We start from the raw sequence: 23,058 nt of genomic DNA on the forward strand, positions 1-23,058 counted from the left end.
ACGTTCTTCCCCGTCACGGTGAACACGCTGCAGGGGCTGGAGGCCGTGGACCGGCGCCAGCTGGATCTGCTGCGCAGCTTCGGCGCCACGCCGCTGCAGCTGCTGCTGCGCCTGCAGCTGCCCGCCGCGTTGCCGCAGATTTTCGTCGCGTTGCGGCTGGCGTGCACGCTCAGCCTGCTGGGCGCCATCGCGGGCGAATGGTTCGGCGACACCACGGGGCTGGGCGTGCTGCTGCTGCAGGCCATGTACAACGAGCAGTTCGTCGCACTGTGGGCGGCCATCCTGATGGCCGGCTTGCTGGGCACGTCCTTCTATGGGCTGGTGGCCTGGGCCGAGCATAAAGTGGTTTTCTGGAGGGCCGAGATATGAATATCAGACTGCCCAGGCCGACGCGCGCGGCCCGGCGCGCCGCGCTGGGGCTGGCGGGCCTGGCCGTGCTGTGGGAGTTGTGCGCGCGCCTGCTGAACCTGCCGGAATACGTGCTGCCCCGCTTCAGCCGCATTATTGCCGCCGTCGCGGACCAGCACGCCCTATTGCTGGCCGCGGCTCGCATGACGGTGATGGAAGCCGTTTGCGGTTTCCTGCTCGGGGCGGCCACGGGCATCCTGCTGGCCATCATCCTGACCATGCTCCCGCGCGCGCGCGGCGTCGTGCTGCCCATCGCCACCGCGCTGAACTCGGTACCGGTGGTGGCCTATGCGCCGCTGATCCTGCTCTGGTTCGGCATGGGGCCGGAATCGAAGATCGTCATGGTGGCCCTGGCGGTGGGCTTCACGGTGTTCCTGCACGCCCTGGCGGGACTGGACCGCGTGGACCAGCGCGCCGTCGACCTGATGCGCAGCTTCGGCGCCGACCGCGCGGCGATCCTGTGGCGCCTGCGGCTGCCGGCCGCCATACCGCTGACCGCCGCCGGCATGCGCGTGTCCACAGTGCGGGCCATGATCGTGGCCATCGTCACCGAGATGCTGGGCGCCACCGGCGGACTGGGATGGACCATATTCCAGGCCGTCCTGCAGATCGATTTTGTCCAGGTGTGGTCGGCCATCTTCGTCGCCTCGGCGGCCAGCCTGCTGTTCTTCCGTATCGTCAATCTGCTGGAGAAACGCTACATCTTCTGGAAGTAGTCGCCGGCCTCGATGCCTTACGCGCCACCCGTCTGCCCCGGCCTTGCCGGATGGCTACCTATGGCGGACTCCCCCGGTGCGCCGCTCCTTCACCCGGTCCCCGATTGACCCAAATCAAGAATGGCCGTGGTCGAAAGCGCGAGATTACGGCCATGGCATCCGGCATGACGACCGTGACAGGAGCAAGCGATGCTGGACACCGAACTACGCAGGCACGTCCTGGATGAACTGGACTTCGACCCCAGCCTGGACGCCCGCAACATCGGCGTAACCGTCCAGAACGGCATCGTGACCCTGGCCGGCCATGTCGGTTCGTATGCGGAGAAATACAACGCCGAGCGCGCCATCCAGCGGGTCAAGGGCGTGCGCGGCATCGTCGAGGAAATCGCCGTCCGCGTCCCGGCCTCGGCCCTGACCGACGACGGAAAACTGGCCAAGCGGGCGGCCGACGTCATCGCCTGGGACGCCAGCCTGCCGCCCGACGCGGTCAAGGTCAAGGTGCAGAGCGGCTGGGTGACCTTGTCCGGCACGGTGGATTGGCAATACCAGCGCACCGCCTGCGAAAGCGCCGTCCGCCGTCTTTCCGGCGTGGTCGGCGTGGCCAACCTGATCGGGATCAAGCCGCATCTGTCGGCGGTCGACGTCAAGGCCAGCATCGACCGTGCGCTGCAGCGCAGCGCCGAAATCGAATCCCGCAACATTACGCTCGATGTGTCGGGCGGCGCGGTCACCCTGCAAGGAGGCGTGCAGAGCTGGCACGAACGCGACGCCGCGCAACGCGCCGCCTGGTCGGTGCCGGGCGTGACGTCGGTGGTGAACCGGCTGGTCGTGGGCTGACCGTTCGACGCCTTCCGCCCGATGCATCCCGCCTACCCGCAAATCCGGAGATCGAGAATGTGGAAAATCGCCATTCCCAAGCACGCATGGCTGGCGCTGTGCGATGGCGCGCGAGGACTGATCCTGCGCAACGACGGGGACGCCGCGAACCTGTGCCTGCGCACCGTCGCCGCCTACGAGCGCAGCGCCGCGCCCACCCATGAACTGGGTACCGACCGGCCGGGCCGCGTGACCGCATCGCTGGGCTTCCCGCGCAGCGCGGTGGAGTCCCCGGACCTTCACGACCGCGCGGAAGAGGAGTTCGTGGCGCGCTTCGTCCACGAGCTGGATTGCCACGTCAAGAGCGACCCGCATGGCCGGCTGATTATCGCTGCGCCGCCGCGCGTGCTGGGACGCGTGCGAAAGATCCTGAATCCGGAATTGCAGGACAGATTGTTCGCCGAAATCCCGAAGGATCTCACCGCGAATACCGTAGCGGAAATCCAGGGCAGGCTGTCGGCCTGACGGTATACCTACCCGTCTTCGCGCGGCTCCGCCGGCGGGTAGTGCGCTTGCAATAGCGCCCAGATTTCATCCACCACGCCGTGTTCCGGCACACGGCCCGCGCGATACAGGGATACCGGGACGTCCACCCTGGGCAGCTCCGGCCCCACCATCACCAGGGCCTTGGTCGCCAGCTCGCGCGCAATCAGGCGTTCCGGCAGCCAGGCCATGCCCATGCCGGCCAGCGCCATTTCCTTGATGCCCGCAACGAAGCCGGATTCCTGCACGATGCGGACTTCGTAGCGGTCCATCAGGGGCGGCAGGCAGTGCTTGTAGAGGATCGTGCCCATGAAGCTCTGGGCCGGGTAGCCCAGCAGCCGGACGGAACGCCGCGCGTGCGGACGGTGCACGGGAGCGCCGGCCGCAGTGGCCGCGCTGACGGCGACGAGGCGTTCGTGGCCCAGCTCCAGGCGCGCGGTATGCGGCATGGAGGCCTGCAGGGGGGTATCGGCCTCCAGGCAAAGCAACAGCTGCGCCTCGCCGGACGCGAAGCGGGCGATGCTCTCGCCCCGGTCCTGCGAGTCCACGCCCAGCTCCACGCCGGGGGCTTCGCGCTGCACCAGGCGCAATAAACCGGGCAGCCAGGTGATCGTCAGCGTATGCTGGGCCGCGACCAGGGCGCGCCGCACGCCGTGATGCTCCGACTGGATCCGGTTGCGCAGCTCGGTGGCCTGCATCAACAGCGCGCGGAATTCGTGCGTGTAGCGTTCGCCCAGCGGCGTCAGCCGCAGCCCCGCGCTGCCGCGGTCGATCAGCCTGACACCCAGCCAGTCCTCCAGCATCTGGATGCGGCGCGAGAACGCCGGCTGGGTGATGTTGCGCATCGCCGCCGCCCGCGAGAACGTGCCCGCCTGCAGCAGCGCAAGAAAATCTTCCAGCCAGATCAGCTTCATAGGTAGACCGCACGCAACCGGGGCCTCATGCAAAAAAAGCATAAGGGCCAGAAAATATAGCATTGGGCGCCAGGCCCGGCGCTCCGGTAACCTCGACGACACGCGATATTTCCCGCCGCCCACGCGGTTTCCAGGCATACGCTGCATGGGCCCGGGCCGTCGGGCAAGCATCGCGAGACCGCCGCCCAGCGGCACCCATTTCCTTTTCGCTGCGATCGCCATCCATGCTGCATCTTGCCGCCTATCCGCGTGTACGCCTGGGACATTTCCCGACGCCCCTGGAACCCCTGCCCAATCTGTCCCGCCATCTGGGCGGCCCGAACATCTTCATCAAGCGCGACGACTGCACCGGCCTGGCCACGGGCGGCAACAAGACGCGCAAGCTCGAATTCCTGGTCGCCGAGGCGCTCGCGCAAGGCGCGGACACGCTGATTACCCAGGGCGCCGTGCAATCCAACCATGCCCGCCAGACCGTCGCCGCGGCGGCGCGCTTCGGCCTGGAATGCAAGATCCTGCTGGAATCCCGCGTGGCCGACGGCGGCCAGGATTACGAAGAATCCGGCAATGTGATGCTGGACCGCCTGCTCGGCGGCGAGATCGTCGCGCGCCTGCCGGCGGGCACCAACATGCAGAAGGCGATGGAAGACCTGGCCGCCGAACTGCGCGAGCGCGGCAACAAGCCCTATGTCATTCCCGGCGGCGGGTCGAACCCCGTCGGCGCCCTGGGCTATGTCGCCTGCGCCCAGGAACTCCTGACGCAGTCCTTCGAAATGGGCCTGCGGCTGGATTGCGTCGTGCATGCCACGGGCAGCGCCGGTACCCAGGCGGGCCTGGTGACGGGCCTGGCGGCCAGCAACAGCGGTATTCCCGTGATGGGTATCAGCGTGCGCGCGGCGCAGCAGCAACAGGAAGACAACGTCTGGAAGCTGGTACAGGCGACGCGCGACTACATGGGACTGCCCGCGGATTCGATCCGCCGCGAGGACGTCATGGTGGATGCCGGCCACGTGGGCGGGGGCTACGGCGTGCCCACCGAGGGCATGATCGAAGCGGTGCGCCTGGCCGCCGAGCTGGAAGGCATCCTGCTGGACCCGGTATATTCCGGCAAGGGTATGGCCGGCCTGATCGCGCAGATCCGCGCCGGCAAGTTCAGCGACGACCAGAACGTCGTCTTCGTGCACACGGGTGGATCGGCAGCGCTGTTCGCGTACCGCTCCACGTTCGACGCGGCCGGCAGCGCGCGCGCGAACGCCTGATCGGACGCCGTCCTCCCGCTGGCGGGCGGACGGTTGTTTCAAGCGGGTCCATAAACCGACAAGGGGAAATACCATGATCGAAAAAACCACGATCCCGCCATCGCTTTCGCGCACGCGCCGGACATTGCTGAAAACCGGCGCCGCCGCGGCGGGCGTGATCCTCGGCGCGCCCCTGGCGCGGGCGGCGGATCGCGGCAAAGTCATCGTTCGCAGCCTGGGCGGCGCCTACGACGCCGCGATGAAAAAAGCCCTGCATGCGCCCTTCACGGCGGCGACCGGCATCGACGTCGTCCTGCAGACGGCGAGCGCGGGACAGGTACGGGCGATGGTGCAATCCGGCCGCGGCGGCCTGGACGTGGTGGACATCGGCCTGCCCAGCATGGTGGCCTTCGACGCCGACGGCATCCTGCAGCCTTTGGCCTACGACAAGATGACCTACACCCGGCCGCAGGACATCTACGACGCGGTACGCAAGCCCAATTACGTGGGCAGCCTGTATTTCGCCACGGTGCTGGTCTACAACACCCAGGCCTACTCGAAGGACCATCATCCGACCACCTGGGCGCAATTCTGGGACCTGAAAGCCTGGCCCGGTCCGCGCACGATGGCCAGCCAGTCGGCCGGTTCGGTGCCGCTGGAGTTCGCGATGCTGGCCGCCGGCAAGCCTATGGACAAGATCTACCCGATCGATCTGAACGAGGCGTATGCCTCGCTATCCAGGGTCAAGCCGGGCGTGGTCAAGTGGTGGGAAACGGGCGCCATTTCCGCCCAACTGCTGGAACGCAAGGAAGCGGTGCTGGGCGCGGTGTGGAATGGCCGCGCCCAGGACCTGATCGACAAGGGCGCGCCGCTGGCCATCGAATGGAACCAGGCGCGGCGGGAGGTCCAGGGACTGGGCATCGTCAAGGGCGCCCCCAACGCCGCAAACGCCCAGAAGTACATCGACTTCGCGCTGCAGCCCAAGGTGCAGGCCGAGCTGACCCGCTACATCGCCTACGGTCCGACCAATCGCGCCGCCCTGCCGCTGATCAAGCCCGAAGATGCGCAGAAGCTGCCCAGCGTGCCGGAACACTACGACCATTCCTTCGACATGGATTACGCGTGGTGGCTGGCCAATCTTGCCGAGGTCGGCAAGCGCTGGCAGGCCTGGGTGCTGCAAGCCTGAGCGCGTCGGGACACCATCATGCGGATCACTCAACCACCGCCCTCGCCCACGGGGGCCGGGGATACGCGCGCGCGGCCGCGCATCGGCGCCGGCCTGTCGCTGCGCGCCGTCCATAAGCAATATGGCGCCTCCACGGTCGTGCGCGACGTGGACATGGAAATCCAGCCGGGCGAGTTCGTTACCCTGCTGGGCGCCAGCGGTTCGGGCAAAACCACTACCCTGATGATGATCGCGGGTTTTACCGATCCGACCGCCGGCGAGATCCTGATCGACGGCAGGTCGATGAACGGCATGGCGCCCGCCCAGCGCAACCTGGGGGTGGTCTTCCAGAACTACTCGCTTTTTCCCCACCTGACGGTGCGCCAGAACATCGCCTTTCCGCTGGAGATGCGCGGCGTGGGGCGCGCCGAGCGCGAGCGCCTGGTACGCCAGGCACTGGACATGGTGCACCTGCCCGACAAGGCCGGCAGCTATCCCCGCCAACTGTCCGGCGGCCAGCAGCAGCGCGTGGCGCTGGCGCGCGCGCTGGTATTCGGCCCCCGGGTACTGCTGATGGACGAGCCGCTGGGGGCGCTGGACAAGAAGCTGCGCGAGCACATGCAACTGGAGATCAAGCGCATCCAGAACGAGTTGGGCGCGACGGTCGTCTATGTAACGCACGACCAGGAAGAGGCCCTGACGATGTCGGACCGCATCGCGGTGATGCAGCATGGACGCATCGTACAGATCGGCAGCCCGTCCGATCTGTACGACCGGCCGGCCACGCGCTGGGTGGCGGATTTCGTCGGACTCTCGAACTTCATCGAGACCCGGGTGCTGGAGGTCGGCGCGGACGGCACCGCGATCGTGCGCCTGCCCGACGGCAGCACCGCGTCCGTGCCCGGCACGCCGTCCTTGCGGGCGGGTACCGACGCCACGCTGGTCCTGCGGCCGGAAAAACTGCGCGTGGCCGCGCCCGGCGCCGCGGAAGGCCTGGAGAACCGCTTGCCGGCCAATGTGGCCGACCTGATCTACCTGGGCCATGCCACCCGGCGCCTCGTGCGCACGGCCGACGGCGCCACCTTGCAGGTGCAGGAGGCCAATCGCCACGGCGTGCCGCTGTTCGAGCCGGGACAGCAGGTCGAGGTGCAATGGGCCCGCGAAGACGCCTGGCTGCTGGCCGGCGATGCGAGGGCGGCATGACCCCGCCCGTCCGCTCGTCCGGACAGGATGCGACGGGGGTCATGAATGAACCGTCCGGGCGGATCGCGCGCACGGCGGCTCCGCAAGATGCGGGCGCGCCGCGCGGCCGTCCCTGGCTATTGCTGGCCCCCGCGCTGATCTTCCTGGCGATCTTCTTCGTCTATCCCCTGTTGGGCATGCTGGCACGCAGCCTGTCCGGCCCGGACCACGGTATCGGCCTGGCCAATTACGGTCGCCTGCTTGCCGAACCCGTCTGGCTGCAGATCATCTGGATCACCTTCCAGATCGGCCTGATGACCACGCTTTGCACGCTGGTCCTGGGCTATCCGCTGGCGTATCTGTTGTCCGCCCTGCGGCCGCGCACGGCCGGCCTGCTGATGATCCTGGTCATCGTGCCGTACTTCACCAGCATCCTGGTGCGCACCTATGCCTGGATGGTGCTGCTGGGAACCGATGGGATCCTCAATCGCCTGCTGGTGAGGGTGGGCGCGATCGATGCGCCGATCCCGCTGATGTACAACCGCTTCGCGGTATTGCTCGGCATGACGTACGTACTGCTGCCCTATATGGTGCTGGCGCTCTACAGCGTGATGCGAGGCATCGACAGTTCGCTGCTGCGAGCGGCGCACAGCCTGGGCGCGAGCCGGCTGTCCGCCTTCGCGCGGATTTTCCTACCCTTGAGCATGCCCGGCGTGGCGGCCGGCAGCCTGATCGTCTTCATCCTGAGCCTGGGGTTCTTCATTACCCCGGCACTGATGGGCGGCGACCGCGACGCGATGATCTCCATGATCATCCAGCAGCAGGTGGAAACCTATTTCGATTGGCCGTTCGCCTCCACCCTGGCCACGGTGCTGCTCGCGCTAACGCTGGTGGCGTTCTTCGTGTACGAACGCGTGGTGGGCATGGAACATCTCTTCAGGGCGAAACAGCGATGAAGGAACGCATGCCCGGCTGGTTCATCAGGATAGTCGGCGCCGTGGTGCTGCTTTTCCTGGTGCTGCCCATCCTGATCATTTTTCCGCTGGCCGCGAGCCCGTCGGACTACCTGTCCTTTCCCCCCACGGGCATATCGTGGCGCTGGTTCGATGCCGTGCTGTCGGACCCGGGCTGGACGGCCTCGCTGCGGCTGAGCCTGGGCGTGGCGCTGGCATCCACGCTGTGCGCGGTGCTATTGGCCCTGGCCGCGGCGCTGGCGCTGGTGCGCATGGACTTCCGCGGTAAGCGGCTGGTATATGCACTGGTGCTGCTGCCGATGATCGTGCCCCATATCATCACGTCCATCGCGGTGTATTTCTTTTTCTCGTCCGCCGGCATTCCGGCGCTGGCCGGCATGATCATCGGGCACGTCGCGCTGGCGATCCCGGTTGCGACCATCATCCTCTCGGCGACGCTGCAGGCCTTCGACATCCGCCTGGAACAGGCCGCGCAAAGCCTGGGCGCCAGCCGGCTGGTGGCGCTGCGGCGCATCACCCTGCCCCTGATCGCGCCCGGTATCGCCGCCGCGGCGATCTTCGCCTTCCTGAGCTCGTTCGACGAGCTGCTGGTAGCGCTGTTCCTGTCCTCGCCCGAACAGCAGACCCTGCCGGTGCGGATATGGAACGCCGTGCAGTTCCAGCTCGACCCGACCATCGCCGCCGTCAGCGCGCTGCTGATCGTCTTCTCCGCTGCCGCGCTGGCCGCGGGCAACTTCCTGCAACGCAAGGAGCAAGCATGACCGCCGCCATTCCGCTTTTCGACCGCGCCGAGTTTCTCGATCGCCTGGAAAGGCTGCGGCAATCGATGCGGGAGCGGTCCGCCGAGGTCATGCTGCTGGACGATATCGAGATCCTGGCCTACTTCACCGGCTACGAAAGGTCCATCAGCTATTACCGCGCGTGCCTGGTGCCGCTGGAGGGCGAGCCGCTGATGGTACTGCGCAGCCTGGACGCGGCGCCTTTCCTGGAAACGGCCTGGTTCGACCGGCACGTCGGCTATGCCGACGCGGAAGACCCGGTCGCACTGCTGGCCACGGAGGTCGCGCGGCGCTGGGGCACCGGCGTGCGGCTGGGCATAGACTTCGGCAGCCATGGCATGACCGTGGACGTCTACCGCCGGCTCCAGGCCGCGCTGCCCGGCGCGGCCTTCGTGGACATGACCAACGTGCCCTGGGAACTGCGCCTGCTCAAATCGCCGCTGGAGATCCGCCACATCGAACAGGCCAGCGCCATCGCCGACCGGACGATGCGCGAAATGACGGAACGCGCCAGGCCCGGAATGAGCGGCCGCGACCTGGCGGCCTACGCGGCCGGCCGCTATATCGAACTGGGCGCCCTGCCCGGCCACGTCGGGCCGATCACCTACGGCAAGGGCTGGGGTTTCCTGCACGGGCATCTGCACGACACGCCGATGCAATCGGGCGACGTCCTGCACATCGAACTGGTGCCGCGCTTTCGCGGCTACAGCGCGCGCCTGATGCGCAGCGTCGTCATGGGCAGGCCCAGCGACGAACAACGCGAGACCGCCGAACGCCTGGCGGCGTTGCAGGACGCGCAGATCGCCGCCATGGTCCCCGGCGCCTCGGCGCGCGACATCGATGCCATGCTGCGCGATGGCGTGGTGCGGGCCGGCCTGCGCGATACCTACGAGAACATCACGGGCTATACGCTGGGGTATTACTCGCAGCAGCCCGTGCGCTCCAGCGACTTCACGCGGGTCTTCGGTCCGCATGCCGACTGGACGCTGCAGGCCGGCATGGTTTTTCATATGTATACCTCGGCCAAAGGACTCGCGTTCAGCGAGACCGTACTGGTGGAGCCGGACGGGCCGCGGCGCCTGACGAGGTTGGAGCGCAAGCTGTACGCCACGGAATAAGCCGCCATGGAACACGCCGCACTGATTGCCGCCCTGGACGAGCAGGCCAGCCTGGAATTCCTGGCGCAAATGATCCGCTTCAAGAGCTACAGCGCCACGCCCGGCGAGCGGGAGCTCGCCGAGTTTATGGTCGATCGCATGAACGCCATCGGGCTGCAGGCCGAACTGACACCCGTACCCGGCGGCCGCGTCAACGCGATCGGCCGCTGGCGCGGCACGGGTGCGGGGCCGGGCGCCAGCCTGCTGTTCAATGGCCATCTGGATACCAATCCGGTCAGCGAAGGCTGGACGGTCGATCCCTGGGGCGGACTATACGACGACGCCTTCATCTATGGCATCGGCGTCTCGAACATGAAGGCCGGCGACGCCGCCTACTACTGCGCGGTCAAGACCCTGATCGACCAGGGCGTGCGGCTGCCCGGCGATGTCGTGCTGACCTACGTGGTGGGTGAACTGCAAGGCGGTATCGGCAGCGTGGCCGCGATCGAACAAGGGGTGGCGGCGGATTACTTCATCAATGCCGAACCCACGGATGTCCAGGCGCTGACCATGCATGCCGGGTCCTTTGTGTTCGTGATCGAGATAACGGGCAGCACGCGCCACCTGTCCAAGCGCGAGGAGGCCGCCGACGCCATCGCGGCGGGCTGCTGGCTGGTGCCGCGCATCAATGCGATGACGTTTTCCGGCGCTGCCGGGCCGGAGCACCGTTCCATCAACCGCGCCAACGTAGGTGTCATGCGCGGCGGGCTGGGCCGCGAGATGCTGGAATGGCGTGCCCCCCAGGTCGCGGATTTCGTGCGCATACAGGGATCGGCTCGCTATGCGCCCGGCCAGACGGAGGACGGCGTCATGGCGGACCTGCGCGGCCTGCTGGACGAAATGGAAGGCCTTTTCCCCGGCATACGCGCCAGCGTATCGATCAACCGCAGCGACAACCGGCCGACCATGCTGCCTTTCCAGGTGGATCCGCAATCGCGCATCGTGCGGGCCGTGAACGGCGCCTACCGCGCCGTACGCCATGCGGACCAGCCGACCGGCGCCCTGCGTCCGCCCGCCTTCTACGGCACGGACGCGGCGCACTTCTACCAGCGCCTGGGAATGCCGGGCATCGTTTGCGGACCCGGCGGCAAGTACAACACCATGCCGGACGAGCGGGTGGACATCCCCGACTATCTCGATGCCATCCGGGTTTACATGCTGGCCGTCCTGGAAATCTGCGGCCGCTAGGACAGCGGCCGCGCCGCGCGCGCATATACTTGCCGGACCCCAATTTTGCGGAGCAACGCGTGGACCGGCTACATGGCATGAAGACCTTCGTCACCGTGGTCGAGAACGGCGGCTTCACGGCGGCCGCGCGCAGGCTCGATGTGTCGCTGTCGGTCGTCAGCCGCGTGATCACCGAACTGGAGGCCCATCTGGGCGTGCGGCTGCTGACGCGCACGACCCGCGTCGTTCGCCCCACCGAAACCGGTACCGCGTACTTCGAGAACTGCAAGCGCATCCTGGACGAGATCGAAGAAGCGGAACTGACGGCGGCGGGCACGCACGCGGCCCCGCGCGGCGATCTGGTCGTCACGGCGCCCGTGTTGTTCGGGGCGCGCCACGTCACCCCCATCGTGGTCGAGTACCTGCAACGCTATCCCGAGGTCGACGTCCAGAGCCTGTTCCTGGACCGCAACGTGAATCTGATCAACGAAGGCGTCGATGTCGGCGTGCGCATCGGCGAGCTGCCCAGTTCCTCGCTGCAGGCCATTCCGGTGGGCCGCGTGCGGCGGGTGGTATGCGCATCGCCGTCGTATTTGCAGGAACACGGCACGCCGCGCACGCCCGCCGACCTGCTTTCACACACACTGATCCAGACCACCGCCGTCAATGCGCTGGCCGAATGGCGCTTCCTGGAACAAGGTGAAACCAAGCCGCTGCGCTTCACCCCGCGATTCGCCACCTCGACCAATGACTCGGCGATCGCCGCCGCGGTGGCCGGGCTGGGGCTGGCCCGCGTGCTGTCCTATCAGGTGGCGGGCGAACTCTGGGATGGCAAGCTGCGCGTGGTCCTGGCCGACTACGAGCAGCCGACCTTGCCGATCCACGTGATCCATCGGGAAGGCCGCCACGCCATGCAGAAGGTCCGCGCCTTCCTGGACCTGGCGATCGACCGTTTGCGGGCCGATAAGTCCCTCAATTGAGCTGGCGGGTCCCGTCCCGGCGCTTTCGGGGCCGATCCGGCGGCGGCGAGGCCCCGTCTGGCGGTTTCCCGGTCGATTCGGGAAAATTATTGCAAATTCAAGAAGAATGCCTTCTATAGGCGGGGGTTTTTCCGGTGAATGGGCCCTCCTATGATTCGTTCCAGCACGACATTACGTGCGAAAAACGCAACCAAAGGACCACGCCATGAAGCTCTACCACCACCCGCTCTCCGGTCATGCCCACCGCGCCCGCCTGTTCCTCTCGCTGATCGGCCAGCCCGTGGAGCTGATCGAAGTCGACCTCGCCAGCCGCGCGCACAAGCATGCCGATTTCCTGAAGATCAACCCGTTCGGCCAGGTGCCCGTCCTGGTCGACGGCGACGTCGCGGTACCCGACTCCAACGCGATCCTGGTGTATGCCAGCAAGAAGCTGGGCAAGACCGACTGGCTGCCGGAATCGCCCGCCGAAGCCGCCGCCGTGCAGCGCTGGCTCTCGGTGGCCGCCGGCGACATCGCCTTCGGCCCGGCCGCGGCGCGCCTGGTGACGGTGTTCGCGGCAACGCTGGACGCGGATGCCGCCATTGCCCGCGCCCATGTCGTCCTCAAGCGCATGGACGACGCGCTGGCCGGCAGGAACTGGATCGCCGCCGACCATCCCACCATCGCCGATGTGGCGCTGTACAGCTACACGGCCCGCGCGCCGGAAGGCTTCGTCGACCTGGCGGATTACGGCAACGTGCGGCAATGGCTGGCGCGCGTGGAAGCATTGCCCGGCTTCGTCGACTTCCAGCAGACGCCGGTCGGATTGGCCGCCTGAGCTTGCCGTTCCCCGCGATGGCCGGCGCGTGTCCGGCCTTGCCCCGCCTGCGACACGCGGATCCAGCCAATCGGTGGCGAGCGGGCCGTACACAAAGGAACTTCCATGTCTACTCTACCCTGGCATGCCGGCGAACTCGCCCTGCAATCGCAGATCGGCGTGTTGGCCAAAATGGACGACGTCGGTCGCCGCTTCATCCGCGACCACATGCCCGACCAGCACCGCGAATTCTTCGCCCAGCTTCCGTTCGTGGTGCTGGGTAGCGTGGACGCCGAAGGCGCCGTCTGGGCCACCTTGCGGGCGGGCAAGCCGGGGCTCCTGAACTCGCCGGATCCTCGCCGCCTGGACCTTGCCCTTGCACGGGAACCCGCCGATCCCGCCGATGCCGGCCTTTCCGACGGCAGCGCGATCGGCTTGCTGGGCATCGACCTGGCCACGCGCCGGCGCAACCGCATGAACGGCGTGCTGCGGCACGGCGCGCAGGGTATTTCCCATATCGACGTGGTGCACAGTTTCGGCAACTGCCCCCGCTACATCCAGCAGCGCAGCCTGGCCTTCACGCGGGACCCCGCCGTGCCGTCGCCGGTCGCACCGCAAACGCTTGCCGCGCTGGACGAGCGTGCGCGCGCCCTGATCGGCCGCTCGGACGCCTTTTTTGTCGCGTCCTATGTGGATCTTGCCGACCAGGGTCGGCAGGTCGACGTATCGCATCGCGGCGGCAGGCCGGGCTTCGTGCGGCTGGACGCCGATGGCGGCATGACCATTCCCGATTTCGCCGGCAACCTCTTCTTCAATACGCTGGGCAACTTCATGCTCAATCCGCTGGCCGGGGTGACCTTCGCCGACTTCGACACCGGCGAACTGCTGCAGATGACCGGCCGCGCCGAGGTGATCGTGGACTCGCCGGAAATCGCCGCTTTCCAGGGCGCCGAACGCTTGTGGCGCTTCTTCCCCGACGTCATCGTCCGGCGCGAGCAGGCGCTGCCGCTGCGCTGGGCCACGAAGGAAGACGGCGCCTCGCCGAGCGCGCTGCTGACGGGCGATTGGAGCGAAGCGGCCGGACGCCTGCGCGCCGCCGCCGTCGCCGATCGCTGGCGCCCCTTTCGCGTGACGCGTATCGTCGATGAGAGCAGCGTCGTGCGTTCCTTCCATCTGCAGGCGGCCGACGACGCCGGCGTCGTCGCCCACCGCGCGGGCCAGTTCCTGCCCATCCGGATCACGCCTGCCGGCCAGGAAAAGCCGCTGACCCGCACCTATACCCTGTCCGTGGCACCCTCCGACGCCGCCTACCGCATCAGCGTGAAGCGCGACGGCGTCGTCTCGCGGCATCTGCACGATAACGTGAAGGTCGGCGACATCATCGAGACGCGGGCGCCCGCCGGCGCCTTCACGATCGACGCCGCCGAAAAGCGCCCCGCCGTGCTGCTGGCCGCCGGCATCGGGGTGACACCCATGCTGGCGATGCTGCGGCACATCGTCTACGAAGGCAAACGCAAGCAGCGCGTAAGGCCCACGTGGTTCTTCCATTCGGCGCGCAGCGTGTCCGAACGCGCGTTCGCGGACGAATTGTCCGTGCTGCGGGAACAAGGCGGCGGCCATGTCCAGGTTTTCCGCTTGCTCAGCGACACGACGCAGGCGCGGCTGGGCGAGGACTACGACCAGTCCGGCCGCATCGATATCGACCTGCTGCGCGCGCGGCTGCCGTTCGACGACTACGACTTCTACCTGTGCGGGCCGGCCGCGTTCATGCAGTCTCTCTACGACGGGTTGCGCGCGCTGAACGTGCCGGATGCCAGGATCCACGCGGAAGCGTTCGGGGCATCGTCGTTGGCGCGGACAGGCGCTGCGCGTACGGGTGCGGATACCCAGCCGGCAAGCCAGCCCGCCACGAAATCGGTGCCCGTGATTTTCGTGGAATCCGCGAAGGAAGCGCGCTGGAATCCGGGCGACGGCTCCTTGCTGGAGGTGGCCGAACAGCGCGGCCTGGCACCGGAGTTCGGCTGCCGGGCAGGCAACTGCGGCACTTGCCGCACGCGTATCGTGCAGGGAGCCGTGGCCTACCCGACCCGGCCGGAGTTCGACGTGCCGCAGGGCGAAGCGCTGATCTGCTGCGCGGTCCCGGCGGCCGACGGCGCGCCGTTGCAACTGGCGCTGTGACCTTGGCGGCCGGCGGGGACCCCGTGCCGGACCCGGCGAAAGACGGCCCTTACGCCGCCCATGCGCGCGCTTTTCCGACCAGGAAATCGACCAGCGTGCGGGTCGCCAGGGTCTGATAGCGGTCCGGCATGCGCAACAGGAACATGCGCGTGCCGAAGACGCTCAGGCGCCAGTCCTGCAAGGCGGTGATCACCCGCCCTTGCGCCACATCGGGCTCGACGACATAGTCCGGCACCAGGCCCGCACCCAGACCGGCCAGGATGGCCTCGCGCAGGAACTGGAAATTTTCCGATGCCAGCGTGGGGTGCAGCGTCAGTTCGCGCCGCTCGGCGCCCTGATAGGCGGAGACGCGCAGGTCGCGGCCGGCCACCGCCGAGGTAATCACCGGCATGTCCGCCAGTTGCGCCAGGTTAGAGGGCAGCGGGTGGGCGCGCGCGTAGTCGGCGGACGCGCACACGACGTAGCGGACTTGCGCCAATTCGACCGCGACCATCTGCTGCGGAGGTTCGGACATGACGCGCACGGCCACGTCCACTTCCTCGCGCAGAAGATCGTCGACGCGGTTGTCGAACAGCACATCCAGGGAAATGTCGGGATAAAGGCGCTTGAACTCGATCAGCCAGTCCGACATCACCATATGCCCGAAACCGGTGGGCAGGCTCAGCCGCAGGGCGCCGTGCAGGCCCTTGCCGAACGCCGCAACGGTTTCGCGGGCGGCCAGTACTTCGTCGCGGATGACGCGGCCATGCCGATAAAGCCGATGGCCGGCTTCGGTCAGCTCGACGCGGCGCGTCGTGCGCCGCATCAACTGCATGCCGACGGATTTCTCCATCTGCGCCAGGTGGTAGCTGACATTGGCGCGGCTCATTTTCATATTGCGGGCGGCCAGGCTGAGATTGCCGGCCTCCACGATATCGACGAACAGCGCCAGGGAATGAGCGTCCATGGGGGTGATTGATAGGCAGGTGATTGATAGGCGTTTATTGTCAAATCTGTTTTGACAGACTGTTCGCATTCTTTGGGATTGTCAAGCCGTCGGGTTGGGAAAATAATACGTGGCTTACCAGGAGAGACGCCATGCCGCTCGATCAAGAGACCTTCCACCTGCTCAAGGACAGCGTCCAGCGCTTCGTGCGGGAACGGCTGATGCCCGCCGAGGACGAGGTCGAGGACCACGATGAAGTCCCCGCCGGGATCGTGAACGACATGAAGGAACTGGGCCTGTTCGGCCTCTCCATCCCGGAGGAGTACGGCGGCATCGGCCTGAGCCTGGCGCAGGAGTGCGAAGTTGCCTACGAACTGGGCCACACGGCCCTGGCCTTCCGGTCCGTGGTGGGCACCAATATCGGTATCGGTTCGCAGGGCATCCTGATGGACGGCACCGACGAACAGAAAGCCGGCTACCTGCCGCGCATCGCCAGCGGCGAGCTGGTGGTGTCCTTCGCCCTGACCGAACCGGACGCCGGCTCGGACGCGGCATCGATCAAGACCCGGGGCGTCAAGGACGGCGAGGACTACCTGCTAAGCGGCACCAAGCGCTTCATCACCAATGCGCCCCGCGCGGGAGCGTTCACATTGATGGCACGGACCGAAGGCCCGGGTGCCGGCGGTATCACGGCTTTCATCGTCCCCGCCGGCCTGCCCGGCCTGACCCTGGGCAAGCCCGACCGCAAGATGGGCCAGCGCGGCACCAAGACCTGCGACGTGAACCTGGACAATGTGCGCGTGCCGGCCGCCAACATCATCGGCGGCGTGCCCGGCAAGGGCTTCAAGACCGCCATGAAAGTGCTGGACCGCGGCCGCCTGCACATCTCCGCCGTCGCCTGCGGCATGGCCGATCGCATCCTGCATGAAAGCATCGCCTATGCGCAGCAGCGCAAGCAGTTCGGCCAACGCATCGGCGACTTCCAACTGGTCCAGGCCATGCTGGCCGACAGCCAGGCTGAATTATTGGCCGCGTGGTCGCTGGTGCGGGAGGCCGCGCGGCGCTACGACGCCAAGCCGTTCGGCGCCACGGACCCGGAAGTCAGCATGCAGGCCGCCTGCGCCAAGCTTTTCAGCACCGAAATGGTCGGCCGCGTCGCCGACCGCGGTGTGCAGGTCCACGGCGGTTCGGGCTATATCAGCGACTACAAGGTCGAACGCTTTTATCGCGACGTGCGCCTGCTGCGCCTGTACGAAGGCACCACGCAGATCCAGCAGTTGGTCATCGGCAAGCATTTGATGAAATCGGCCTGACGCTGCGTCGCGCCGGCAGCGGCGCGATTCAAGGCAACGCTCCGATGGCGCCGCTGCCGACAGGCAGCGCGGCGCGGGGACACGTTGACCTGCGTCAACGGCGGCTTTCCGGACATTGCGATACTTGGGGACCGGCCCTCCGGGGTGACTGAGGCCGGCTTTTCCAGGGTGGACGGCATGACCGGGACAATGTTGATCGGCCTGTCGGTCGCGCTGGGATGCGGTCTGCTGATCGGCATCGAGCGCGAGCGGCGCAAGGGCGGCGGCGGCTACCAAGGGTATGCCGGTATCCGCAGCTTCGCCGTCACAGCGGTGACCGCGGCGCTGGCGCAGGCGCTGGCGCCCGCCCTCGTCGTCGTGGGCGCGGTACTGATCGTCGCGCTCAGCGTGGCGTCCTATCTGCGGGACAAGTCGGGCGACATCGGCATCACCACCGAAGTCGCGCTGTTCGCAACTTACCTGCTGGGCGTCAACGCCATCGAGCGGCCGGCGATTTCCGCGGCAGGCGCGGTCGTCCTGGCGGGCCTGCTGTTCCTGCGCGAGCCCCTGCACCGGTTTTCCCAGGAGTTGCTGACCGCGGCCGAACTGCGCGACGGCCTGTTGCTGGCCGGCGCGGCGCTGATCGTTCTGCCTCTGATGCCCGACCGCGCCGAACCGCTGCTGCTGGGCATCAACCCGCGCCGCCTCTGGGGTTTGGTGACATTGATCCTGGCATTGCAGGCGGCCGGCCATGTGGGATTGCGCGTGGGCGGTCCACGCCTGGGCTTGCCGCTGTCGGGCTTCGTGTCAGGCTTCATTTCGAGCATCGCCACGATCGCAACGATGGGCGCCCGGTCGAAGAAACATCCGGCCTTGTCCGGCGCATGCGTATCGGGCGCGTCGCTCTCCAACGTATCCACCTTCGTCTTCCTGATCGCCGTGGTGCTGGCCGTCTTCCCCTATGCCCTCGGCGCGCTGGCGCCGGCCCTGTTCAGCGGCCTCGCCGCGGCCATCGCCGTATCCGTCGCCAGCCTGTTGCGCTATCGCGACGATACGGAGACGGCTGCGCCCGCCGCCGAAGGCCGCGCCTTCGACCCTGTCCAGGCCATCGTGGTCGCCGTGCTGCTGACGGGCGTGACGGTGCTGGTGGTCTACGTCAACAGCGGCCTGGGCGAGCCCGGGGTCAACGTCATCGCCGCGCTCATGGGCATCGCCGACGTGCACGTGGCGGCCGGATCGATACTTTCCCTCTACGCCAATGGGGCACTCGAACCAGGCCATATCGTGCTACCCGTGCTGCTCGCGGTTACCACGAATTCGATCAGCAAACTGGTCGCGGCCCTGGCCGGTGGCGGCCCGCGCTTCGGCGCGCGGATCGGCCTGGGCCTGGCCGTTATCCTGGCGGCCTTGTGGCTGCCCTACGTGCTGCTGCAGCGCTGAGCGCACGGCCTCCCGCCATCCGGGCCGTCGTGCCGGCGCGGGCTGGCGGCGCCGCGCCCTTCATGCCGCGCGGCGCTGGCGCGCGCCGCGCGTTTCCACCGGCGCGGGACCACGGCCGCGCTTGAGCAAGGGCAGCAGCGCCTCCAGGCTGCGGGTATTGACGACATCCGCGGGGCTCAGCCAGGCACGGCGCGCCTGGTCCGCGCCGAAGCGCATGCAGGCGAAATCGTGCACCGAATGCGCATCGCTGGACAGGGCGAGCCTGGCGCCTTTGCTGCGGGCCATGTGCGCATGGACGTCGTTCAGGTCCAGCCGGCCCGGCTGCGCGTTCATTTCCAGGATGCATCCCGAATGGGCGGCCGCCGAGGTGATGCGATCCATGTCCAGCGCACAGGGCTCGCGTTCGCCGATCAGGCGCGCGGTGGGATGGGCCAGGATGGACACGTGGGGATGGCGCATGGCGCGCAGCACGCGTTCGGTCTGCGCCTCGCGCGGCAGGTCGAGGAAGGAATGGACGGCCGCCACGACAAGGTCCAGGCGCGCCAGGATGGAATCGGGAAGATCCAGGCTGCCGTCCTTCAGGATATCGACTTCGATGCCCTTCAGGATACGGAAGCCGCTGAACGATGCGTTCAGCGCGTCGATCTCGCGGATCTGCCGGGCCAAGTCGGCGGGGCGCAGGCCATGCGCCATCGCTACGCGCCGGCTGTGATCGGTCAGGGCCATGTAGGCGTAGCCCCGCGCGCGCGCCGCGGCGGCCATCTCGGCGATGCCGGCGGTGCCGTCTGTCCAGTCCGAATGCACGTGCAGATCGCCGCGCAGGTCCTCGAGCGCGACCAGGCGCGGCAGCGAGCGGGACTGCGCCAGCGCGATTTCTCCGCGGTCCTCGCGCATCTCGGGCGGAATGTACGCCATGCCCAGCGCCTCGTAGACGCCCTCTTCGGTGGCGCCGGCGATGCGTGCGCTGTCCTGGTCGAACAGCCCGTATTCGTTCAGCTTCCAGCCTTGCCGGCTGGCCAGCGCGCGCAAGGCGATGTTGTGGGCCTTGGAGCCGGTGAAGTACAGCAGCGCGGCGCCGTAGCTTTCAGCGGGCATCGCTCGGACGTCGACCTGCAGCCCCGAGCGCAGGACGACGGTCGTGCGCGACGGGCCGTGGGCAAGGACCTCCGCCACGTTTTCATAGGCGATCAACCGGTCGCCCACCGCCGCGCCATGCGCGGAGGTGACGAGGATATCCAGATCCCCTACGGTGTCGCGCCGCCGTCGATAGCTGCCCGCGATCACGACCCGCCCGTTGCCGCGCAAATGCGCGGCCAGGGCTTCGGCTTCCTCCTCCGCGACCGACAGCTTGAAACGCTGCTCGGCCACCGGCTGCTCCAGGGCCTTGGCCAGCTTGCTTTGCACGGCCGCGCCCAGTCCGCGCACGTCGCGCAGTTGTCCGGCCTTCACGGCCCGCCGCAGATCGTCCAACGTGCGGATATGCAAGGTATCGCACAGCAGTTTCACGCGCTTGGGCCCCAGGCCGGGAAGCGCCACCATTTTGCCGACGTCGCCCGGCATCGCCTGCGCGAACCGGTCGAGCACATCGAAATGCCCGGTCTGCACGATGGCGGCGATCCTGGCGGCCAGGTCCTTGCCGATGCCCGGCAGTTCGGACAGCGCCTGGCCCTCGGCGATCATCGCCCCCACGTTGCGCGGCAGGCTGTCCACGGTACGCGCCGCCCGGCGATAGGCCCGCGCCCGAAAGGGATTCTCGCCCGACACTTCCAGCAAGTCGGCCAGCTGGTCGAACATCGCGGCGATTTCACTGTTTTGAACCGGCATGGCGGACTCCTGCGGATGGGCGCGGTCAGGCCCGGAACGGCGCCCGACCGCGAATGGCGCCGGGTGTTCAGGCATCGGAACGGGCGATCCATGCGTCGCCGACCTTGACATAGGAACGCTTGACGGCGGCCCAAGCGATGCGGTGCGTTCTTTCCATCACAGCATAGACAACCGGCACGCCGGTCGGTCTTGACGCACGTCAAGGCGTAGCTCGACGCCGCACCTAAGATGGTCCACCGACGCCTCACCAATGGTGATGCCATGACGGACGATGCCGAGCTATCCGACCTGGTCTTCCGCGACCGCTACGCCCTGCCCGGCGAAACCAGCCGGGCGGCGACGTTCCAGCGCGTCGCCACGGCGCTGGCCGCCGTGGAAAAGGCATCGCAACGGCACGGCTATGCCGCGCTCTACGCCTATCACTTCATGCGCGGCGCCATCGGCGCCGGACGCATCATGGCCAACGCCGGCACCGCGCGCAACGGCACGATGGTGAACTGTTTCGTGCAGCCGGCCGTGATGCCGGGCCTGCCCTTCCCGGCCGCCGTCGATCCCGCGCTGGACCGCGCGGTGCGGACCCTGGCGATGGGCGGCGGCATCGGCTACGACTTCACGCCGGTGCCGCCGAAGAACGCCGCGCACGGCGGCCCGTGCGGCGTCATCGACCGCTATGACGCCGTTTGCCGCGCTCAGCTCCATCCCGATGGCCGGCCCGGCGCGCAGATGGCGGTGCTGGCCTGCGACCACCCGGACCTGCTCGAGTACATCGATGCCAAGCGAGGACGGCGGCGATGGCAGACCTTCAACGTATCCGTGGCCGTCACCGATGCTTTCCTGGGCGCGGTGGAGCGCGACGAGGCCTGGACCCTGCGCCATCCGTCGCCGCCGGAATCCGGAGCAAGCACGGCCGACGCGGCGCCCGATGGCGACGCCCGCCGGCCGCATGCCACGGTGCCGGCTCGCGAAGTGTGGGACGGGCTGACCCGCGCCGCCTGGCACAGCGGCGAGCCCGGCATCCTGTTCGTCGATACGATCAATGCGGCCAACAATCTGCATGCCATCGAGACGCTGCGGGCCACGAATCCGTGCGGAGAGCAGCCGCTGCCGCCCTATGGCAGCTGCGTGCTGGGGCCGATCAACGTGTCGCGCTACGTCCACTATCCCTTCGGCTTGAGCGCGCGCGCCGTGTACGACTTCGTCGAACTGGGCCGCCGGGTCCGCGTGCAGGTGCGGCTGCTGGACAATGTGCTGGACCTGACGCGATGGCCGCTGGACGAGCACGCAGCCGAGGCTCGCGCCAAGCGGCGCATCGGTATCGGCATGACGGGCCTGGGCGACGCGCTGCTCATGATGGGGCTGCGCTACGATGACGAAGCAGGCCGGGCGCTTGCCGCGGAGATCGCCCGCTGCATGCGCGATCACGCCTACCTGGCGTCCGCCGAGCTGGCCGGCGAGCGCGGCGCCTTTCCCTGCTACCAGCCGGAAAGTTTCCTGGATACCGCGCCGCCACGGCCTCCTTTCCCCGCGGACGTTCTGGCCGCGATCCGCCGCCACGGCTTGCGCAACAGCCATCTGCTGTCCTTCGCCCCCGCCGGCAGCGTCAGCGTCGCCTTCTTCGGCAATTGCTCCAGCGGTATCGAGCCGCCTTATGCCTGGCGCTATACCCGGCAGGTGCACCTTGGCCGTGACGCGCCGCGCACGGTCGTGGCCGAGAGCGCGGCCTGGCGCCTGTGGCAGCGCCTGAAAGGCAACCGTGCCGCGCCCCTGCCCGCGCATTTCCTGCAATCCGCTGAAATCCGTCCCGAAGACCATCTGGCCATGCAGACCGCGCTGCAGCCCTGGGTCGATGCCGCGATTTCGAAGACGGTGCCGTTGCCGGCGAACTCCACCCCGGGCGACGTGGGCCGCCTCTTCCTCCACGCCTGGCACGCCGGCGCCAAGGGGCTGACGGTATTCCGTCCCGATCCGTCGATGCCGTCGCCCCTGGGCCCGAGCTGTCCGGGGCGGGAAACCCCGCCCGCGCAGCGGCTCTAGGCGGCGCACATCTTGACCGAGATCAAGAAGGCCCGCCCCGCCCGGCGCGAAAGTATGCGAAGTCGCACCCCGTCAACCCGCCTGGAGCTACTCATGTTCAAACATCTGCTGATTCCCATCGACGGCTCCGAAGGCGCCACGCGCGCCCTGCGGCATGCCATGGCCCTGGCCCGCGACATGCAGGCCAAAGTGACCCTGTTCACGGCAACGCAACCCTTCCACATGCTGTCGGCCGAGGCCGAGCAGATCGAACGGGTGAAGGATGAGTACGACAAATACCAGCGCGAGCGCGCCCGCGGCATGCTGGAAACGGGGCGGGAACTGGCCCAGCGCGAGGGGGTGGCGTGCGATGTCGTGCAGGTCGAGCACGAGCAACCGTACGAAGCCATTATCGAAACGGCCCGGCGGGCCAACTGCGATGTCATCGCGATGGGCTCGCACGGCTACGGCGGCGTCAAGGCGCTGGTGCTGGGCAGCGTCACCCAGAAGGTGCTGACGCACTGCTCGATACCGGTGCTGGTCTACCGCTAAGG

General features: G+C 67.7%; 21 protein-coding genes. 18 read left to right on the top strand and 3 right to left on the bottom strand.

Annotation, left to right across the window (positions count from 1 at the left end; genetic code table 11):
- The 4 genes from ACO1P8_RS14025 to ACO1P8_RS14040 all read left to right on the top strand — a co-directional run.
- Window positions 1–369, top strand: a 369-nt coding sequence (locus tag ACO1P8_RS14025; RefSeq protein WP_486296503.1) for an ABC transporter permease, incomplete at its 5' end; no start/stop codon positions are given.
- The gene (locus ACO1P8_RS14030; RefSeq protein ID WP_486296504.1) at window positions 366–1,124 is read left to right on the top strand and encodes an ABC transporter permease; all 759 of its coding nucleotides are present in this window, start codon (window positions 366–368) and stop codon (window positions 1,122–1,124) included. The genes ACO1P8_RS14025 and ACO1P8_RS14030, both read left to right, overlap by 4 nt.
- A 189-nt stretch (window positions 1,125–1,313) precedes the next feature.
- Window positions 1,314–1,961, top strand: a complete 648-nt coding sequence (locus tag ACO1P8_RS14035) for a BON domain-containing protein (RefSeq protein WP_486296505.1) — start codon at window positions 1,314–1,316, stop codon at window positions 1,959–1,961.
- A gap of 57 nt (window positions 1,962–2,018) precedes the next feature.
- Entirely contained in the window at window positions 2,019–2,465 is a 447-nt protein-coding gene (locus ACO1P8_RS14040; protein ID WP_486296506.1) for a baeRF12 domain-containing protein, read from the top strand.
- An 8-nt stretch (window positions 2,466–2,473) separates the two neighbouring features.
- Here ACO1P8_RS14040 and ACO1P8_RS14045 read toward each other — a convergent pair whose 3' ends face one another.
- A complete protein-coding gene (locus ACO1P8_RS14045) occupies window positions 2,474–3,397 on the bottom strand; it encodes a LysR family transcriptional regulator (RefSeq protein ID WP_486296507.1) in 924 nt (307 codons plus the stop codon).
- Window positions 3,398–3,624: 227 nt separating this feature from the next.
- Between ACO1P8_RS14045 and cuyA the strand changes: the two genes are divergently transcribed.
- The 10 genes from cuyA to ACO1P8_RS14095 all read left to right on the top strand — a co-directional run bounded on the left by cuyA (window position 3,625) and on the right by ACO1P8_RS14095 (window position 15,010).
- Window positions 3,625–4,653, top strand: coding sequence for a D-cysteate sulfo-lyase (gene cuyA / locus ACO1P8_RS14050; protein ID WP_486296541.1), 1,029 nt, complete (start codon window positions 3,625–3,627; stop codon window positions 4,651–4,653).
- 73 nt (window positions 4,654–4,726) lie between these two features.
- On the top strand, window positions 4,727–5,818 hold the full coding sequence (locus ACO1P8_RS14055) for an ABC transporter substrate-binding protein (RefSeq protein ID WP_486296508.1): 1,092 nt from the start codon (window positions 4,727–4,729) through the stop codon (window positions 5,816–5,818).
- 18 nt (window positions 5,819–5,836) lie between these two features.
- Window positions 5,837–7,000, top strand: a complete 1,164-nt coding sequence (locus tag ACO1P8_RS14060) for an ABC transporter ATP-binding protein (protein ID WP_486296509.1) — start codon at window positions 5,837–5,839, stop codon at window positions 6,998–7,000.
- A gap of 41 nt (window positions 7,001–7,041) precedes the next feature.
- Window positions 7,042–7,935 carry an ABC transporter permease gene (locus ACO1P8_RS14065; protein ID WP_486296510.1) on the top strand — a complete coding sequence of 298 codons (894 nt, stop codon included), beginning with the start codon at window positions 7,042–7,044 and terminating at the stop codon, window positions 7,933–7,935.
- The gene (locus ACO1P8_RS14070; protein WP_486296511.1) at window positions 7,932–8,714 is read left to right on the top strand and encodes an ABC transporter permease; all 783 of its coding nucleotides are present in this window, start codon (window positions 7,932–7,934) and stop codon (window positions 8,712–8,714) included. The genes ACO1P8_RS14065 and ACO1P8_RS14070 overlap by 4 nt, the downstream gene beginning before the upstream one ends.
- The gene (locus tag ACO1P8_RS14075) at window positions 8,711–9,850 is read left to right on the top strand and encodes a M24 family metallopeptidase (RefSeq protein WP_486296512.1); all 1,140 of its coding nucleotides are present in this window, start codon (window positions 8,711–8,713) and stop codon (window positions 9,848–9,850) included. The genes ACO1P8_RS14070 and ACO1P8_RS14075 overlap by 4 nt, the downstream gene beginning before the upstream one ends.
- Window positions 9,851–9,856: 6 nt before the next feature.
- Entirely contained in the window at window positions 9,857–11,077 is a 1,221-nt protein-coding gene (locus ACO1P8_RS14080) for a M20 family metallopeptidase (RefSeq protein WP_486296513.1), read from the top strand.
- 59 nt (window positions 11,078–11,136) lie between these two features.
- The gene (locus ACO1P8_RS14085; protein WP_486296514.1) at window positions 11,137–12,036 is read left to right on the top strand and encodes a LysR family transcriptional regulator; all 900 of its coding nucleotides are present in this window, start codon (window positions 11,137–11,139) and stop codon (window positions 12,034–12,036) included.
- 205 nt (window positions 12,037–12,241) lie between these two features.
- Entirely contained in the window at window positions 12,242–12,853 is a 612-nt protein-coding gene (locus tag ACO1P8_RS14090) for a glutathione S-transferase family protein (protein ID WP_486296515.1), read from the top strand.
- Window positions 12,854–12,958: 105 nt separating this feature from the next.
- A complete protein-coding gene (locus tag ACO1P8_RS14095) occupies window positions 12,959–15,010 on the top strand; it encodes a 2Fe-2S iron-sulfur cluster-binding protein (RefSeq protein WP_486296516.1) in 2,052 nt (683 codons plus the stop codon).
- A 49-nt stretch (window positions 15,011–15,059) separates the two neighbouring features.
- Here the strand turns inward: ACO1P8_RS14095 and ACO1P8_RS14100 are convergent, their stop codons facing one another.
- Window positions 15,060–15,956: a LysR family transcriptional regulator gene (locus ACO1P8_RS14100; protein ID WP_486296517.1), complete on the bottom strand. Its 897-nt coding sequence runs from the start codon at window positions 15,954–15,956 to the stop codon at window positions 15,060–15,062.
- A gap of 131 nt (window positions 15,957–16,087) precedes the next feature.
- On the opposite strand from ACO1P8_RS14100, the gene ACO1P8_RS14105 reads away from it, so the two are divergent.
- Window positions 16,088–17,248: an acyl-CoA dehydrogenase family protein gene (locus ACO1P8_RS14105; protein WP_486296518.1), complete on the top strand. Its 1,161-nt coding sequence runs from the start codon at window positions 16,088–16,090 to the stop codon at window positions 17,246–17,248.
- Between the two features lie 177 nt (window positions 17,249–17,425).
- Window positions 17,426–18,667, top strand: coding sequence for an MgtC/SapB family protein (locus tag ACO1P8_RS14110; protein WP_486296519.1), 1,242 nt, complete (start codon window positions 17,426–17,428; stop codon window positions 18,665–18,667).
- Between the two features lie 60 nt (window positions 18,668–18,727).
- Here ACO1P8_RS14110 and polX read toward each other — a convergent pair whose 3' ends face one another.
- Entirely contained in the window at window positions 18,728–20,491 is a 1,764-nt protein-coding gene (gene polX, locus ACO1P8_RS14115; protein WP_486296520.1) for a DNA polymerase/3'-5' exonuclease PolX, read from the bottom strand.
- Between the two features lie 261 nt (window positions 20,492–20,752).
- On the opposite strand from polX, the gene ACO1P8_RS14120 reads away from it, so the two are divergent.
- Entirely contained in the window at window positions 20,753–22,525 is a 1,773-nt protein-coding gene (locus ACO1P8_RS14120; RefSeq protein ID WP_486296521.1) for an adenosylcobalamin-dependent ribonucleoside-diphosphate reductase, read from the top strand.
- A gap of 93 nt (window positions 22,526–22,618) precedes the next feature.
- Window positions 22,619–23,056 carry a universal stress protein gene (locus tag ACO1P8_RS14125; RefSeq protein WP_486296522.1) on the top strand — a complete coding sequence of 146 codons (438 nt, stop codon included), beginning with the start codon at window positions 22,619–22,621 and terminating at the stop codon, window positions 23,054–23,056.
- The last annotated feature ends 2 nt before the right edge of the window (window positions 23,057–23,058 follow it).

Source organism: Bordetella sp., from assembly GCF_057362025.1.

Excerpts from the sequence above, each read along its gene's own strand:
- ACO1P8_RS14030 (WP_486296504.1), top strand. The coding sequence starts at position 366 with ATGAATATCAGACTGCCCAGGCCGACGCGCGCGGCCCGGCGCGCCGCG.
- ACO1P8_RS14035 (WP_486296505.1), top strand. The coding sequence starts at position 1,314 with ATGCTGGACACCGAACTACGCAGGCACGTCCTGGATGAACTGGACTTC.
- ACO1P8_RS14040 (WP_486296506.1), top strand. The coding sequence starts at position 2,019 with ATGTGGAAAATCGCCATTCCCAAGCACGCATGGCTGGCGCTGTGCGAT.
- ACO1P8_RS14045 (WP_486296507.1), bottom strand. The coding sequence starts at position 3,397 with ATGAAGCTGATCTGGCTGGAAGATTTTCTTGCGCTGCTGCAGGCGGGC.
- ACO1P8_RS14055 (WP_486296508.1), top strand. The coding sequence starts at position 4,727 with ATGATCGAAAAAACCACGATCCCGCCATCGCTTTCGCGCACGCGCCGG.
- ACO1P8_RS14060 (WP_486296509.1), top strand. The coding sequence starts at position 5,837 with ATGCGGATCACTCAACCACCGCCCTCGCCCACGGGGGCCGGGGATACG.
- ACO1P8_RS14065 (WP_486296510.1), top strand. The coding sequence starts at position 7,042 with ATGAATGAACCGTCCGGGCGGATCGCGCGCACGGCGGCTCCGCAAGAT.
- ACO1P8_RS14070 (WP_486296511.1), top strand. The coding sequence starts at position 7,932 with ATGAAGGAACGCATGCCCGGCTGGTTCATCAGGATAGTCGGCGCCGTG.
- ACO1P8_RS14075 (WP_486296512.1), top strand. The coding sequence starts at position 8,711 with ATGACCGCCGCCATTCCGCTTTTCGACCGCGCCGAGTTTCTCGATCGC.
- ACO1P8_RS14080 (WP_486296513.1), top strand. The coding sequence starts at position 9,857 with ATGGAACACGCCGCACTGATTGCCGCCCTGGACGAGCAGGCCAGCCTG.
- ACO1P8_RS14090 (WP_486296515.1), top strand. The coding sequence starts at position 12,242 with ATGAAGCTCTACCACCACCCGCTCTCCGGTCATGCCCACCGCGCCCGC.
- ACO1P8_RS14095 (WP_486296516.1), top strand. The coding sequence starts at position 12,959 with ATGTCTACTCTACCCTGGCATGCCGGCGAACTCGCCCTGCAATCGCAG.
- ACO1P8_RS14100 (WP_486296517.1), bottom strand. The coding sequence starts at position 15,956 with ATGGACGCTCATTCCCTGGCGCTGTTCGTCGATATCGTGGAGGCCGGC.
- ACO1P8_RS14105 (WP_486296518.1), top strand. The coding sequence starts at position 16,088 with ATGCCGCTCGATCAAGAGACCTTCCACCTGCTCAAGGACAGCGTCCAG.
- ACO1P8_RS14110 (WP_486296519.1), top strand. The coding sequence starts at position 17,426 with ATGACCGGGACAATGTTGATCGGCCTGTCGGTCGCGCTGGGATGCGGT.
- polX (WP_486296520.1), bottom strand. The coding sequence starts at position 20,491 with ATGCCGGTTCAAAACAGTGAAATCGCCGCGATGTTCGACCAGCTGGCC.
- ACO1P8_RS14120 (WP_486296521.1), top strand. The coding sequence starts at position 20,753 with ATGACGGACGATGCCGAGCTATCCGACCTGGTCTTCCGCGACCGCTAC.
- ACO1P8_RS14125 (WP_486296522.1), top strand. The coding sequence starts at position 22,619 with ATGTTCAAACATCTGCTGATTCCCATCGACGGCTCCGAAGGCGCCACG.